The organism is Kitasatospora sp. NPDC030952 (assembly GCF_055571335.1).
The window spans coordinates 36,242-50,434 of sequence record NZ_JBVIFM010000016.1; the positions used below are offsets into that span (position 1 = coordinate 36,242).

Here is a 14,193-nt window from a genome sequence, read left to right on the forward strand (position 1 = left end):
CCTTACACCCTGTGCGGGAGGCCCATCGCTTGGGGTTGTGGGCGGTTGTCTTCGGTTCTGTAGGCCCGGGCGTCTTCCCTCCGGTTTTGTGCCCCCCCCCCCCCCCCCCCCCGACCGACGTGGTCGACGCCCTGCGCCGCGACCGCCCGCGCTCACTGGCCCACCTGCCGGAGGCCGTCCACCGGCACCGCAAGGTCACCAGGGCGGCACCGGCCCAGGACGGCGTCACCCTGTTCTGGGACGACCCCAACTGCATGGATCCGGATCAGGACGCCGGCTTTCCGGGGATGGTGTGACGCGGACGGCAACGGCGGAGCAGCAGTCGGCGGAGCGGCAAACGGCGGAGCGGCAAACGACGGAGTGGCAAACGATGAGCACGACGAGGACGAGGCGGTAACGATGCCCGAGAACTGGTGGATCTACCGAGGCACCGGCGTGCCCCACAGCGGCATCGCCGCGCTCCCGCCCGCCCCCGCCTGGCGCTCCTTCGGCGAGTGGGTCGAGAGCGAGGACGAACTGCCCCCGCCCCCGGCCGACGACGCCGCCGGCCCGACCGCCCGCCGGCTCGGCCGCATCCAGCAGGCCATCGCCTACCAGGCCGACGACCGCGAGATCCACCTCGTCAACCTGGCCCTCCACCTGCGCCGCCCGCTGCTGATCACCGGCAAGCCCGGCGTCGGCAAGTCCACCCTCGCCTACGCCGTCGCCCACGAGCTGGGCCTCGGCCCGGTGCTGCGCTGGCCCATCAGCAGCCGCTCCACCCTGCGTGACGGCCTCTACACCTACGACGCCATCGGACGGCTCCACGAGGCGGGCCTGCGCACCCCCGAGGGCCCGGACCGACAGCCGCCCGCCATCGGCCAGTTCCTGCGCCTCGGCCCGCTCGGCACCGCGCTGCTGCCCTGGCGCACCCCGCGCGTCGTCCTCATCGACGAGATCGACAAGAGCGACATCGACCTGCCCAACGACCTCCTGAACGTCTTCGAGGAGGGCGAGTTCGAGATCCCCGAACTCCAGCGCCTCGGCCCGGTCCCGCAGGAGGTCGCCACCGCCGACCCGGGCCGGCGGGCGACCGTCCGCGGCGGCCACGTGCGCTGCGCCCACTTCCCGCTGGTCGTCCTCACCAGCAACGGCGAACGGGAGTTCCCCTCGGCACTGCTGCGCCGCTGCGTCCGCCTGGAGATCCAGCCGCCCACCGAGGACCGGCTGGCCGCCATGGTCGCCGCCCACCTGGGCGCCGACCGCTCGGCCGACGGCGCCCAACGCGCCGCGCTGATCACCGAGTTCCTCCGCCGCCAGCGCGAGGACGGCGCCGACCTCGCCAACGACCAACTGCTCAACGCCCTGCTGATGGCCGAGCGCGGCCTGTGGGGCAGCGGACCGGGGCGCGACGTCATCCACGACGTCCTGCTGCGCCCGCTCAACGAGAGCTGAGGCGGCGGTCGGGTGAATAGCGACTTCGGTACGGGCCCTGGTACCGCCGGGGAGTCGGCGGCGCGGTCCGTGCTGCGCCAGGCGCTGGCCGCGCTGGTCGCCCCCGACGGCGGGCGGGCAGAGCCGCAGGACCTGGCCGACGTGCTGTGGATCTCCCGCCTCGCCGGCCTCGGCCCGCTGCCCGACGGCGACCCGGAGCAGCCCGCCGACCGGCCCGCGCCACCGACGGCCGTCACGCCGTCGCCCGGCACCCCGCAGCGGCCCGACCCCGGGCCCGACCGGCCGACCGAACCCGAACCGCCCGCGCCCACCACCCCCCGGCCCGACCCCAAGGTCCGACTCCACCCCCGCGGCGCCCCCACCGGCCCCGGCCGGCCGGAGGCCGTCGCCCCCGCCGCCGAAGTCGTCCAGGTCACCCGGCCCACCGCCCTGCCCGGCGCCCTGGCCATCGCCCGCGCCCTGCGCCCGCTGCGCCGACCGCTCACCCAACGCCCCGGCGGCCGACGGCCGTTGCACCTCGACGAGGAGGCCACGGCGGCGGCCACCGCCGAGGCCGGCGTCCTGCTGCCGGTCTGGCAGCGGGCCCGACCCCGGTACTCCGTCGACCTGCTGGTCGACACCGGCGCCACCATGGCCGTCTGGCACGACCTGGCCGGCGAACTCGCCACCCTGCTGGAACGCCACGGCGCCTTCGAGAAGGTGCGCACCTGGTCCCTCGACACCGACCGGGACACCCCGCACCTCACCCCCTTCCGGCGCCGCCGCACAGCCGTACCGCAGTCCGCCAGCCCTCAGTCCGCCGGCCGCGACCGCAACTGGGCCCGCCCACTCGCCGACCCGCACCGGCGCCGCATCCTGTTCGTCCTCACCGACGGCGTCGGCCCCGCCTGGTACGGCGCCGAGCTGGTGCCCTTCCTCGCCCGCGCCGCCGCCACCGGCCCAGCCGCCGCCCTCCAGGTGCTGCCCCGTCGCCTCTGGCACCGCACCGCGCTGCGCCCAGCCCCCGTCGAGGCCCGGGCCGCCACCCACGGCCGCCCCGTGCCCGTCCTGCGCACCGACACCACCCTGCCCGGCATCCCGCGCGGCAGGGCCGGCGAAGCCGCGCGCGCGGCAGTGGGCTGGCTCCCGCTGCTGGAGATCGACGCCGACTGGCTCGCCCCCTGGGCCGACCTCACCGCCGGCCGCACCACCGGCTGGACGCCCATGCTCGCCGCACCCCTCAGCGGAGTGCCCCGGCCACGCCGCCCCCGCGCCGGGGACACCGCCCCGCGCCCCGCCGCCGACCGGGTCGCCGCCTTCCGGGCCGGCAGCTCTCCGAACGCCTACCGGCTGGCCTGCCACCTGGCGGCGGCACCGCTCAGCCTGCCGGTGATGCGGCTGGTCCAGCGGGCCACGGTGCCGGAGTCGGGGCAGCGGGAGCTGGCCGAGCTGTTCCTGTCCGGGCTGATCGAGGTACGGCAGAAGGCCGCCGACCCGGACGAGGTGGTGTACGACTTCGTCGACGACGTCAGGGAGGAACTGCTGGGCGAGCTGACCCGCACCGAGTCGGTACGGGTGCTGGACCACGTGCTCGCCAAGGTCTCGGGGCGGGTCGCGGCCACCTTCGGCGGGACGCTCGACTTCCGCGCCCTGGTGGCGGCCGGCGCGGGGGAGGGGCGCCACCGGCTGCCCGAGCGCAGCCGCCCCTTCGCCGAGGTCGCGGCGACGGTGCTGGCCGGAGCGGGCGGCCAACACGCTGCGATCGCACGGAACTTGGGCAGAGCGGTGGCCGACCGGGCGATCCGGGCGCTACTCACCCCGCCGCCGCCGATCGTCAGCCCGCCGGACCCACCGCGGATGATCGGGCGGGACCACGAACTCCGCCTGCTCGCCGAGGCCTGCGAGCCCGGGGGCGCCCGGACCCGGATGGTGGTGATCGAGGCCGCCCCCGGCATGGGCCGACGCCGTCTCGTCCAGGAGTACGCCCAGCGCCACGGCGGCCGGCACGCCTTCGTCCACTGGATCGACGGCCGGACGGCCCGCACGGTGGGGAACGGCTTCGAGCGGCTGCGAGCCGCCCTCGCCACGGACCGTACCGAGCCCCTCGGCGAGACGGTCAAGGACCACCCGAACTGGCTGGTCGTCGTGGACGACCTGGGATCGGGCGCCCTGTACCCCCGCGAACTCGCCCAGCTGATCGACTCCGATGCCGGCCGCTTGATCGTCACCACCGACACGCGCCAGGGGAAGCCCTTCCTCCGGTCCGCGACGACCATCACCCTCGGCTTCCTCACCGAGGCCGAACTGCGCGAGGAGATCCGCCACCGCCTCGGCGACGCCTACCAACGGATCGAGCACGCCGAGGAGTTCCAACACCTGCTGGACCGGATGCCCCGGCGCCCGGACGAACTGGCGACCTGGCACCTGGACGAGCAACTGGCCGCCCTGGTCGGCCGGGCCGGGGCGGGGGACTCCTCCTCCAACGTCCGGAGCTTCCGGCTGCCGAGTCCGGCGCTGGCGATGGCCGCGGTGTCGCACCCCCCTGGCTGCCTCGCCGTGTGCGGGGCGGACCGCCTGATCCGCTACATCGACATGACGACCGGGCAGGAGGCGCGGCCCCCGTTGGCCCTGGAGGACCAGATCTCGGACGTCTTCGCCCTGGCCGAGGCGAGCAACTCGCCTTTCGTCCTGGTGACGACGGGGTTCGCCGGTGGCCTCCTCTACTGGGACACCGGCAACGGCTCCTTCGTGACGGGCCACCGTGCCATGGCCGAACCGCTGGTGGCCCTGGCGCCCATCGACCACACCGACGGGCAGCGGTACCTCTGGACGGTGGACCTCAACGGCCGGATGCGCCTGTGGAGCCCACAAGACGCCTCCGTGGTCGCGGAGTTGCCGAGCCTCGCCGGTGGCCACCCCTCCTGGGTGATGACCACACTGCCCCAGCCCGACGGCCGCCCCTCGCTCCTGATCGGCGTCGACCCGACCGGCCGCCTTCACCGCTGGCGCCCCGACGACCCCTCGACCGTCGAGTCCTTCGCCGCCGCCGTCATCGACCCCGGCCGGGCGCGCACCATCGTCGGGATCACCGGCGACGAGAACCGCTGCGTGATCGCCTCGATCGGCGACCGGGACACCCACGTCCACATCTGGGAGTTCGAGGGCCACTGGCGCGCCGACCAGCGGAGGGAGACCGAACGGCCGCTGCTCGCCAGCCGCTTCCGCCTCATCGAGCGGATCGCCCAGGGCCGGCAGAGCGAGATATGGCGGGCCCGGGACGAACGGGACGGCACGACCGTCGCGGTGAAGACCTTCGACCGTGAGCGCCTGCCCGCCGTCCTGGAGGCGGACCCGTTCCTGGACCAGACCGGGAGGCTCGCGGACCTCGACCACCCCGGCGTCGTCGCCTGCCGGAGCGCCGGCATCGGCCCCGAACGCCTGTTCCTGGTGATGGAGTTCATCGACGGCCCCGACCTGAGCACGATGCTCGACGGGGAGCCGCTACCCCCGTACGAGGCAGCGGCGATCGCCCACGGCGTCGCCGAAGCGCTGGACTACCTGCACGGCCGCGGGATCACCCACGGCAGGATCGAGCCCGCCAACATCCTCATCCGCCCGGACGGCCGCCCGGTCCTCTGCGACTTCGGGATCGACCTCGCCGGGGCCGGGCCGGCGGACCGGGCGGACGACCTCCACGCCCTCGGCAACCTCCTCCAGCAGACCGGCGTCCCCGAGGCCCTGCAAGGACTCGTCCTCGAACTGCTGCACCCGGACCCGCGCCGTCGGCCGTCCGCCGCCGAGGCCGCCCGGCGGATCGACGCCTCGGGTGCCCTGCGCCGGCCCGACCGCACACCGGAGCCCCCGCTCAGGTTCACCCTGCTCGGCGAGGTGCGGGTCTGGCGCGGGGACGAGCCGATCGATCTCGGGTCGCAGGAGCGGGGGGCGGTGCTCGCCGCCCTGCTGAGGTACCGGGGCCGTCCCGTCCGGGCCGAGGTCCTGCTCGACGCGGTCCGGCCCCAGCACACCTCCTCCGCCCAGGAGATCGACGAAGTGTGGGTCCACGTCCAGGAGTTGGAGCGCCTGCTCAACTCGCCCTCGGCGCCGCGCGCCGTGCTGGAGGAGCTGGCGGACGGCCACACCTGGGTCCTGAACGTCGCCGCCGAACAGATCGACGTCGTCCTCTTCGAACGGGCCCTGGAACGCGCCGAGGCCGCCCTCGCGGACGGCGCCCCGGGCTCGGCCCGACGGCACGCGGAGGAGGCCCTCGACCTCTGGCGGGGCACACCGCTGCCGGGCCTGTCCGGGCCTTCGGTGGAACCGGAGCGGACCCGCCTCGAAGAACTGCACCGGCGCGCGATGGAGTTGATCCTCGAAACCGCGCCACCGACCGCGTCCGAGGCCGGTCGCCTCAGCTACTCCCTGCTCGGCCCGCTGCGCGTCCGGCGCGGCGAGCAGCCGGTGCGCGTCGGCTCACCGCATCAGGAGGCCGTCCTCGCCGCCCTCCTCCTGCACGCGCCGGCGGCCGTGCCCGTCGCCAGCCTGATCAACGCGGTCTGGGGCGACCAACCACCGCCCGATGCCATGGCGGTGGTGCGCAGCCATGTGTCCCGGCTGCGCAACGCCCTGGGCGACCGCACCGGGCCGCGCGGTGCGGCCGAGCTCCTCCAGTCGGTGAGTGACGGCTACCGGCTGACCGTCGACCGGGGCTCGCTCGACGCGGCCCTCTTCACCGAGCGGCTGGCCGCGGCCGCGCAGGCGGAGCAGGCCGGCAACCCGGCCGCAGGCCACGAGCTGCTGCGCTCCGCGCTCGACCTCTGGCAGGGCACCGCGCTGGACGGCGTCCCCGGTCCGTACGCCTCCTGGGAGCGCACCCGGCTGACCGAGCGCCGGATGGCCGCCACCGAGGACCTGTACGCCACCGGGCTGGCACTCGGGCGGCACGAGGAGTTCGTCACGGAGATCGAACTTCTCGTCGCCGAGCACCCGTTGCGCGAGCGGCTGTGCGCCCTGCTGATGCTCGCCCTCTACCGGTGCGGGCGGAAGGCCGAGGCCTGGGAGGCCTACGGGCGGCTGCGGGCGCGGCTGGGGCAGGAGTTCGCCGTCGAGCCGGGCCCGGTCGTGACCAGGCTGCACCGGATGATCCAGGAGGACGACCGCGAGCTCCACCGCCCGGGCCGGGCCGAGGCGCTCGTGGTGCCGCAGGGCGGAACGACCGCGCCCGCCGGGGTGGACGCCGGCCGGCTCCCGCGCGGCGACGCCCCGCAGGGCGTGGCGATCGGGCTGGGCGTCGCCGAACAGGCGCCGGTCTTCGTGGACTTCGAGACCGACCCGCTGTTCGCGGTGTTCGGCGACGCCGGCTCCGGGAAGACCGCCCTGCTCCGCTTCCTGCTCAAGCAGCTCACCGAGCGCTACACCCCGGACCAGGCGGGCTTCCTGGTCTTCGACCGCCGCCACGCGCTGGTCGACGCGCTGCCGCCCGACTACCTGGTCCTCCACGCTTCGAGCGTCCCGGAGTTGGAGACCCTGGCCCGGACCCTGCGGGTCGCCGCGAACAGCCGTACACCGGGCGATCGGCGACACAAGGACGTCTTCCTGATCGTGGACGACCACGAGCTGATCGCCGCCGACCTCGCCGCGGACGAGGAGGACCCGCTGAACCTGCTGGTCGAGTTCCTGCCCCAGGCAAGCGAACTGGGCCTCCGCGTGATCATCGCCCGCCGCTGCGAGGGCGCCGGCCGCGCCCGCGCCACCCAGCCCTTCCTCCGTACCGTCTGCGACCTGGGCCCCCACGGCGTGGTACTCCCCGGCCAGGAACAGGAGGGCCGCTTGCTCGGCGCCGTCGCCCCCCAACCCCTCCGCCCGGGCGAGGGCATCCAGGTGACGCCGGAGAACCCGTCCGGAACCCTGATCCAGATCGGCTGGACGCCGATCGGCACGGGCTGATGGCCGGGACTGACGCGGGCCCGTTCCTGCGGGGGAGCGGCGGACACGGCGACGCACCCGGCCGAGCCGCGGCGCCGCCCGGCCCGCTACGGCTGGGCCCGGCGCCCTGACACCTCGATGCCCGACCGGTCCGGCGAGCCCTCGGAGGCCGTGTCCGGCTCCGTCAGAGCGACCCGCCCGCGTCAAGGCTCGCGGCTCCGAGCACGTTCAGGAAGGCCAGCGCCTCGGCGTCAGGAGTGTCCGGCGGCGCGCTGTAGAGCACGAGGTGCTGGTCGCGGTCGGTGAGCGTGAGCGAGTCGCAGTCGACGGTGAGCTCCCCGACGACCGGATGACGGAAGGTCTTGGTGAGCACCGGCGCGGCCTGGACGTCGCGCTGCTCCCAGAGCCGGACGAACTCCGGGCTGGCGTTGCGCAGTTCGTCGACCAGGTCGGTCACCGCGGGGTCGGACGGGTAGCGGGCGAGGGCGGATCGCAGCCCCATGGCGACGTGGCGGCGGAACTCGGCGACGTCGGAGATTCCGTACAGCGCCGTGTCAGGTCGGGCCGGGCCGAGGAACGCCCGCCGCGCGAGATTGCGGTCCGGTGGGGCGAGTTCGGTGAAGTCCCCCATGAGCGCGCCCGCCAGGTGGTTCCACGCGAGCACCTCGAACGCGGCGGACATCACGAACGCGGCCGTGTGCGGCAGCCGTTCGAGGAGCGCGAGGATGCTCGGGCGCACGTCGCGCCGGTGCAGTCGGTGGCGGCTCGGCGCGGTGCCGGCGAGGACGTGGAGGTGATCGGACTCGCTGTCCGTGAGCCGGAGCGCCCCCGCGATCCCGGCGAGGACCTCGCTCGACGGGCGCGGTGCCCTGCCCTGTTCGAGCCGGACGTAGTACTCCGTGGAGATGTGCGCGAGGACCGCGACCTCCTCGCGGCGAAGACCCGGTGTCCGGCGGCGCGGTCCGCACGGCAGGCCGAGGTCCTGCGGGCGGAGCCGCTCGCGACGGCTACGAAGGAACGCTCCGAGCTCCTGTTTGTCCATACCCCGAGTCTGCACGCTGTGCGTCGGCGGATCCTGGTACCGCCTGTGCCTGTATCCGGCGGGGAGGCCGATCCGAGACTGTCGGCATGACGAACACCACTGACATCACGCCCAGCGGCCTGCTCACCGGCAAGGTCGTGTTCATCACCGGCGCCAGCCGCGGCATCGGGGCGGCCGCGGCCCGGCTCTTCGCCCGCGAGGGCGCCGCCGTCGTGCTCGCCGCCCGCGGCGCCGACGCCCTCCAGCGGATCGTCACCGAGATCCGCGCCGACGGCGGCGTCGCGGATGCCGTGACGGTGGACCTCGCCGACCGCGCGAGCATCCGTGCGGCGCTCGACCGCGTCGAGGACCTGCACGGCCGGCTCGACGGCGCGTTCAACAACGGCGCGGCGATCCAGCGGCCGGGCCCGCTCGAGACGACCAGCGACGAGGACATCGACGAGCAGTTCGCGGTCAACTTCCGGGCGCACTGGACTGCCATGACGGCCGAAGCCGCGCTCATGCGACGGAACGGTGGCGGGGCGATCGTGAACACCTCCAGCATCGGCAGCCGCCGTGCGAACCAGGCCCTGCCCGCCTACGGCGCGATGAAGCGCGCGCTCAACAGCATCACCGAGACCGCCGCCGTGACCTGGGGGCGGCAGGGGATCAGGGTCAACGGCATCACCCCCGGCGGCACCGCCACGGAGATGATCGAGGCCTGGGAGGCGGCGTCCCCCGGCATCGTCGAAGCGATCAACGCGGCCACCCCGCTCGGCCGGATGGCCGAGCCCCGAGAGGTCGCCGAAGCGGCCGCTTGGCTGCTCAGCGACCGGGCCTCCATGGTGACCGGCGCGATCGTGCCGGTGGACGGCGGCGCCGGCGCCTGAGCAAGAGCGAGCCCGGGTGATGCCGCGACTCCGCTACGACGGACGACTACCGCCCGACGTCTGACGGCCGCAGCGGGACCAGGGGGGTGCGTGGCCTTCGGTCGGCAGCGGGATCACGGCCGGACGGCGAAGACCCAGCGGTTGGCGGCGAGGGTGTCGTCCGGTTCCGGGAGGGGGCCGCGGCCGTAGTGGCGGGTGAACTCGAAGGGGGTGTGGGCGGTGGTGGACCAGCCGCGGGCGGTGAGGTCGGCGGGGGTGTCGGGGCGGGGTTCGGCGTCGAAGAGGGCGAGCAGGTCGATGCCGGTGCGCTCGCGGGTGGCGGTGTAGACGGGGTTGCCGCGGACGGCCGCCGACTCGACGCCGAGCTTGGCTTCGTAGGCGAGGGTGGAGCCGGGGGCGCTGAGCCGGTCGACGACGGCGAAGAGGTCGCGTTCCACCGTGCCGGGCAGGTAGAGCAGCAGGCCTTCGGCGAGCCAAGCGGTGGGCCGGTCGGGGCGGAACCCGGCGGCGGTGAGGGTGTCGGCCCAGTCGGTGCGGAGGTCGGCCGCGACGGTGTGGCGTCGGGCGGTGGGCTGTGCGTCGAGGCCGTCCAGGACGCGCTGCTTGAAGGCGAGCACTTCGGGCCGGTCGATCTCGTAGAGGGCGCAGTCGGCGGGCCAGTCCAGCCGGTAGGCCCGGGTGTCGAGCCCGGCTCCGAGCAGCACGACCTGCCGGGCGCCGAGTTGGACGGCCCGGAGCAGCTGGTCGTCCAACGCCCTGGTGCGCAGGGCGAAGTAGCGGCCCAGGCGGCCCCAGAGCGGGTCGGCCTCGCCGTCCGGGACATCCCGGGGGTGGCGGGGCCAGTGGGCGGTGGCGGGGTCGGCGCGGACGAAGTGTTCCGCGTACGGGTCCCGGGCGAGGGCGTCGGGGCGGTGGGTCTCGACGGCCCGGGCGGCGGCGACCAGCAGGGCGGTGAGGCCCACGCCTTCGGTCAGGCCGGGGGCGTCGGGGGTGCCGGGGGTTCCGGTCAGGCCGGGGCTTCCGGGGGTTCCGGCCGGGGTGCGGGTTTCGGCGGCACCGACACTCATGCGCGCTCCTGCTGTGCGGGGACGGGGGGTTCGGGGTGGCTGGTCCAGACGGCGGGTTGGTCGCGGGTGGTGACGCGGGCGCCGTACACCCGGCGCATGAAGGCGAGGACGGCCTCGTCGGGCAGGTGCAGTGCCGCGGTGCAGTCGGCGAGCACCGTGATGTGGAAGCCCTTCTGGAAGGCGGTGCGCGCGGTGCTGTCGACGCACACGTCGGCGAACACGCCGACCAGGGCGAGGTGTCGGACGCCGCCGTCCACCAGGTGCCGTTCGAAGCCCGGGCTGAGGAAGGCGTCGAAGCAGGCGTGCTTGGTGAACACCGCCTCGCCGTCCTGCGGGGCCACGCCGGTGAACTCGGCTCCCCAGCTGCCGTCGAGGCACTTGGGGCGCTTGCCGAGCACGGCGTCCCGGTGGCGCCAACTCGCGCCCTGGTGTGCCGGATCGCCGAGGAAGCGGACGAACACCACCTCGATGCCGTGCGCGCGGGCGGCCTCGACGGCGTCGGCGGTGTTGGCGGCGACGGTGGCGAGCCGGGCCGGGTCGCCGGGGTAGCGGGCGGCGGCCACCGGCCCGGCGCAGAAGTCGTTCTGCAGGTCGACGACGACCAGGGCGGTGCGGCCGGGCGGTGGCGCGTTCACCTGGCTGGGCGGTGGCGCGTTCACGCGGCCGGTCCGGGGTGGGCGCCGACGGTGGCGTCGGCCGCGGTGCCGGGCGCGGTGCCGACCGCGACGCTTGCGTGGTCCGGGTCCTGGGGGTCCGCCGCCAGCGCGTCGAGGACCGCGGCCGCGACCTCGGTGGTGGAGTGCCGCCCGCCGAGGTCGGGCGTGCCGATGCCCTGCCGGCCGACGGCGGCGAGGGCGGCCTCCAGGGCGGCGACCGCGCCCGGGCAGCCCGCGTGCCGCTCGGCGATCACGGCGGCGGCTCGTAGGGTGGCGACCGGGTTGACGGTGTCCTTGCCGGCGAGGTCGTCGGCAGAGCCGTGCACGGTCTGGTACTCCACCAACTCGGCCAGCTCCGGGTGGAGATGGACGTTCTCGGTGCAGCGGTTCTCCTGCCGCTCGGAGCCGTACCGGTCGAGCAGGACGACGTGCATGATGTCCGCCCACTCGTTGCCGGCCACGATCACGGTGCGGTCGGCGGGGCCGTGGGTGATCAGGTTGCGGTTGACCGTGTCGGGCTGGTACAGCTCCACGTCGACGCCGAGCCGGTCGGACAGCTCGCGCACCCAGTCGTCCAGGGCGCCGTCGAGGAGGTGGAACTTGTAGGCCATGACGATCCGCTGCGGGCCGCCGTCCGGCCAGTGCCGACGGGCACGGCGCAGGGCGTAGTCCAGGACCGCGCGGGTGGTGTCGCGGCTGAACTCCATGGTGCGGGTGACCACGCCGGGGGAGTGCCGGTTCTCGCCGGTGTAGAAGCCCTGGGCCTCGTCCCGGACCAGCAGCAGCGAGGCCGTCCCGGCGGTGATCGGCTCGACCTTGACGGCCTGGAGCCGCTGGCGCACCAGGTAGAGCGACTGGGCGTTGATGGCGGTGCGGAAGATCGCGGGGACGCCCTGCCGGGCCTGGTCGCGGCAGAACCGCTCGTAGTGCTCGGCGTCCTCCTGGGTGAGGCGGCGGATCCGCTCGGTGTCCGCCACCTCCTCGCGCAGCGAGACGTAGGAGTGGTACGTCCGGGGCGACCGGGTGATCTCCACTGCGGTGCCGTGGAGTTGCGCGATCCGGTGCAGAGCCTGCTCGAAGACGGTCGCGAGTTCCGCGCCCGTTCCCCGGCCGACGGCGAGTGCGACGACGGGTGCCACGGTGCCTCCTCGGGGCGGCGGTGACGTCAGGCGGCCGGGTGGCCGACCAGGCGGTCGCCGGGGATGCCGGCCTTGTCCGGGCTGTAGAAGTCACGGATCCCGTCGGCCCAGGTGGCGACGGTGATCCGGTCGTCGGGGGTGGGGCCGAAGGCGTCGAACAGGGCGTCGGTGTTGGCGGGTTCGAACCCGATCGCGGTCATCAGGGCGAGGAACAGCGGCCGTTCGACGAGCCCGTCGCCGTCCGGGTCGCCGAGGGCGGCCAGCGCCTCGGCGAACTCGTCGGCGGTCGGGCCGAAGCGTTCGGGAGCCAGGACGAAGCCGCGGAACTCCTCCCGGCTGACCACGCCGTCGCCGTCGGCGTCCAACTCGCTCTCCAGCGTGGTCCAGTAGCGCCGGAAGGCGGCGCGGATGGCCTGCTTGGCGGACTCGTCGGACTCGGCGGCGGCCTCGACCACGCGGGTCGACATCAGCTCGAAGTCCTCGGCCTCGATCACACCGTTGCGGTTGGCGTCGAAGAGGGTGAAGACCAGTTCGACCCGCTGGGCGGCCTCGGTCAGCATGAACGGCTCCTGGTGGGTGGTGCGTCGGGGAACGGGGCGCCTCGGCGCCCGGTGGTTCCCCCACTATCGACGGACCGGGCCGGTGCGAGCGGGACATGATCGTCGGGTTCACCTGATGGAGTGAACTCGGCGTGGCGAGGGCCGAGTTGCCGCGGTGGCTCAGCGCGTCGCGGCGGGCTGCCAGTCGGCGGGGCCGGAGGGCGGCAGGTGGCCGGGCAGTCCGGGGGTCCAGCGCTTCGTGCCGTCGGGCAGGACGGCCAGGGCTTCCACCCCGGGGCGTCGGGCGGCCCAGGCCAGTGCGCGGTCCGGGCCCATGGCGAAGGCGGCGGTCGCCCAGGCGTCGGTGCGGGCGATGCCGGTGCCGGGGGCGCCGACCAGGGTGAGCGAGGCGAGGCCGTCGGCGGGGCGGCCGGTGTGCGGGTCCAGGATGTGGGCGCCGCGCTCGGCGGTGCCGGAGGTGGCGATGGCGAGGTCGTGGCCGCCGAGCACGGCGGCGAGGTCGCCGGGTCGCCGGGGGTGGGCGATGCCGATCCGCCACGGCCCGCCGGAGGTCTGGACGTCCCCGCCGCCGTTGACGCAGAACTGCCGGGCGCCGGCGGCCCGCAGCAGCCGGGCGGTCTCCTCGACGGCCCAGCCCTTGACCCAGCCGCTGGGGTCGAGCCGCCCGCCGGGCCGTTCGGTGAAGTACCCGTCGGTCTCGGCGGCGACCTCGCGGCAGGCGTCGAGCACCGTACGGACCTCGGGATCGCAGTCGGCGAGGGCCAGTTCGCCCCGGTCGAGCCGGCTGATGTCGCTGTCCGGCCGGTAGGTGGAGAACACCGCGTCGATCCGGTGCAGCCGTTCGGCGATCCGCCGCAGCGCCTCGGGCAGGGCGGGCCCGGGGTCGCGGACGGCGATGGAGAAGACGGTGCCCATCACGGGCTCGGCGTGCCGAAGCACCGGCGATCAGCCCTTCGCCCGGTCGAGGGCGCTCTGCAGCGAGCGGATGTAGCCGTCGCTGGTGTAGGTGGCGCCGCTGACGGCGTCGATCTGGGCGCTCTGCGCGGAGATCGCCTCCTGGTTGAGGGTGGGCAGGGCGTCGGTGTTGATCTCGCGGTCCCGGCGGTCCTCGGTGGGGTACTTGACCACGTCGACGCCGGTGAGCCGGCTCCCGCTGAGGGTGACCTGCACCTGCACCGGCCCGTACCGGGTGTTCACGGTGTCCCCGCTGATCTTCCGGGTGGCACCGCCGCCGGACGCGGGTGCGGGCGTGGGGGAGGCGGAGGTGTCGGGGGCACCGGTGGTCCCGGAACCGGACGACGAGCCGGACGAGGAACCGGACGAAGAGCCCGACGAAGAGCCCGAGGACGACCCCGCCCCCGAGCTGATCACCGGCGCGGACCCGGTGGCCTGGTGCGGTTTGAGGGAGAGCAGCAGCACCACCCCGGCGGCGGTGGCGGCACTGGTGACGACGGCTCGGCGCATCGGCGGGACAACTCCTTCGGATGTTCGGACTACGGACAGACGGCGGGCTCAGGCGGGTGGC

Annotated in this window: 11 protein-coding genes; 4 read left to right on the forward strand and 7 right to left on the reverse strand. The window is 74.7% G+C overall.

The features are described from left to right. Positions 1-119 precede the first annotated feature (119 nt). The 3 genes from ACZ47G_RS25785 to ACZ47G_RS25795 all read left to right on the forward strand — a co-directional run bounded on the left by ACZ47G_RS25785 (position 120) and on the right by ACZ47G_RS25795 (position 7,356). Positions 120-296 (forward strand): hypothetical protein, encoded by a 177-nt coding sequence (locus ACZ47G_RS25785; protein ID WP_465746434.1) that lies wholly within the window; start codon positions 120-122, stop codon positions 294-296. A gap of 103 nt (positions 297-399) precedes the next feature. After that, on the forward strand, positions 400-1,434 hold the full coding sequence (locus tag ACZ47G_RS25790) for an AAA family ATPase (protein ID WP_465746436.1): 1,035 nt from the start codon (positions 400-402) through the stop codon (positions 1,432-1,434). Positions 1,435-1,446: 12 nt separating this feature from the next. Next, a complete protein-coding gene (locus tag ACZ47G_RS25795) occupies positions 1,447-7,356 on the forward strand; it encodes an SAV_2336 N-terminal domain-related protein (protein WP_465746438.1) in 5,910 nt (1,969 codons plus the stop codon). A gap of 163 nt (positions 7,357-7,519) precedes the next feature. Here ACZ47G_RS25795 and ACZ47G_RS25800 read toward each other — a convergent pair whose 3' ends face one another. After that, positions 7,520-8,377 (reverse strand): helix-turn-helix transcriptional regulator, encoded by an 858-nt coding sequence (locus ACZ47G_RS25800; protein WP_465746440.1) that lies wholly within the window; start codon positions 8,375-8,377, stop codon positions 7,520-7,522. A gap of 86 nt (positions 8,378-8,463) precedes the next feature. Here ACZ47G_RS25800 and ACZ47G_RS25805 point away from each other — a divergent pair, with 86 nt between their 5' ends. Then, complete coding sequence (locus tag ACZ47G_RS25805) at positions 8,464-9,246, forward strand: SDR family NAD(P)-dependent oxidoreductase (protein WP_465746442.1); 783 nt, start codon at positions 8,464-8,466, stop codon at positions 9,244-9,246. A gap of 113 nt (positions 9,247-9,359) precedes the next feature. On the opposite strand, the gene ACZ47G_RS25810 is transcribed toward ACZ47G_RS25805, so the two are convergent. The 6 genes from ACZ47G_RS25810 to ACZ47G_RS25835 all read right to left on the reverse strand — a co-directional run bounded on the left by ACZ47G_RS25810 (position 9,360) and on the right by ACZ47G_RS25835 (position 14,132). Continuing rightward, positions 9,360-10,313 carry an SAM-dependent methyltransferase gene (locus ACZ47G_RS25810; RefSeq protein ID WP_465746444.1) on the reverse strand — a complete coding sequence of 318 codons (954 nt, stop codon included), beginning with the start codon at positions 10,311-10,313 and terminating at the stop codon, positions 9,360-9,362. Next, positions 10,310-10,972, reverse strand: a complete 663-nt coding sequence (locus ACZ47G_RS25815) for a cysteine hydrolase family protein (RefSeq protein ID WP_465746446.1) — start codon at positions 10,970-10,972, stop codon at positions 10,310-10,312. Before ACZ47G_RS25815 ends, ACZ47G_RS25810 begins: the two co-directional genes overlap by 4 nt. Continuing rightward, on the reverse strand, positions 10,969-12,108 hold the full coding sequence (locus tag ACZ47G_RS25820) for an isocitrate/isopropylmalate family dehydrogenase (protein ID WP_465746448.1): 1,140 nt from the start codon (positions 12,106-12,108) through the stop codon (positions 10,969-10,971). Before ACZ47G_RS25820 ends, ACZ47G_RS25815 begins: the two co-directional genes overlap by 4 nt. Before the next feature lie 26 nt (positions 12,109-12,134). Continuing rightward, positions 12,135-12,668 (reverse strand): EF-hand domain-containing protein, encoded by a 534-nt coding sequence (locus ACZ47G_RS25825; RefSeq protein WP_465746450.1) that lies wholly within the window; start codon positions 12,666-12,668, stop codon positions 12,135-12,137. A 159-nt stretch (positions 12,669-12,827) separates the two neighbouring features. Then, on the reverse strand, positions 12,828-13,583 hold the full coding sequence (locus tag ACZ47G_RS25830) for an FAD:protein FMN transferase (RefSeq protein ID WP_465746654.1): 756 nt from the start codon (positions 13,581-13,583) through the stop codon (positions 12,828-12,830). Positions 13,584-13,613: 30 nt separating this feature from the next. After that, positions 13,614-14,132, reverse strand: coding sequence for an FMN-binding protein (locus tag ACZ47G_RS25835; RefSeq protein WP_465746452.1), 519 nt, complete (start codon positions 14,130-14,132; stop codon positions 13,614-13,616). Positions 14,133-14,193 lie beyond the last annotated feature (61 nt).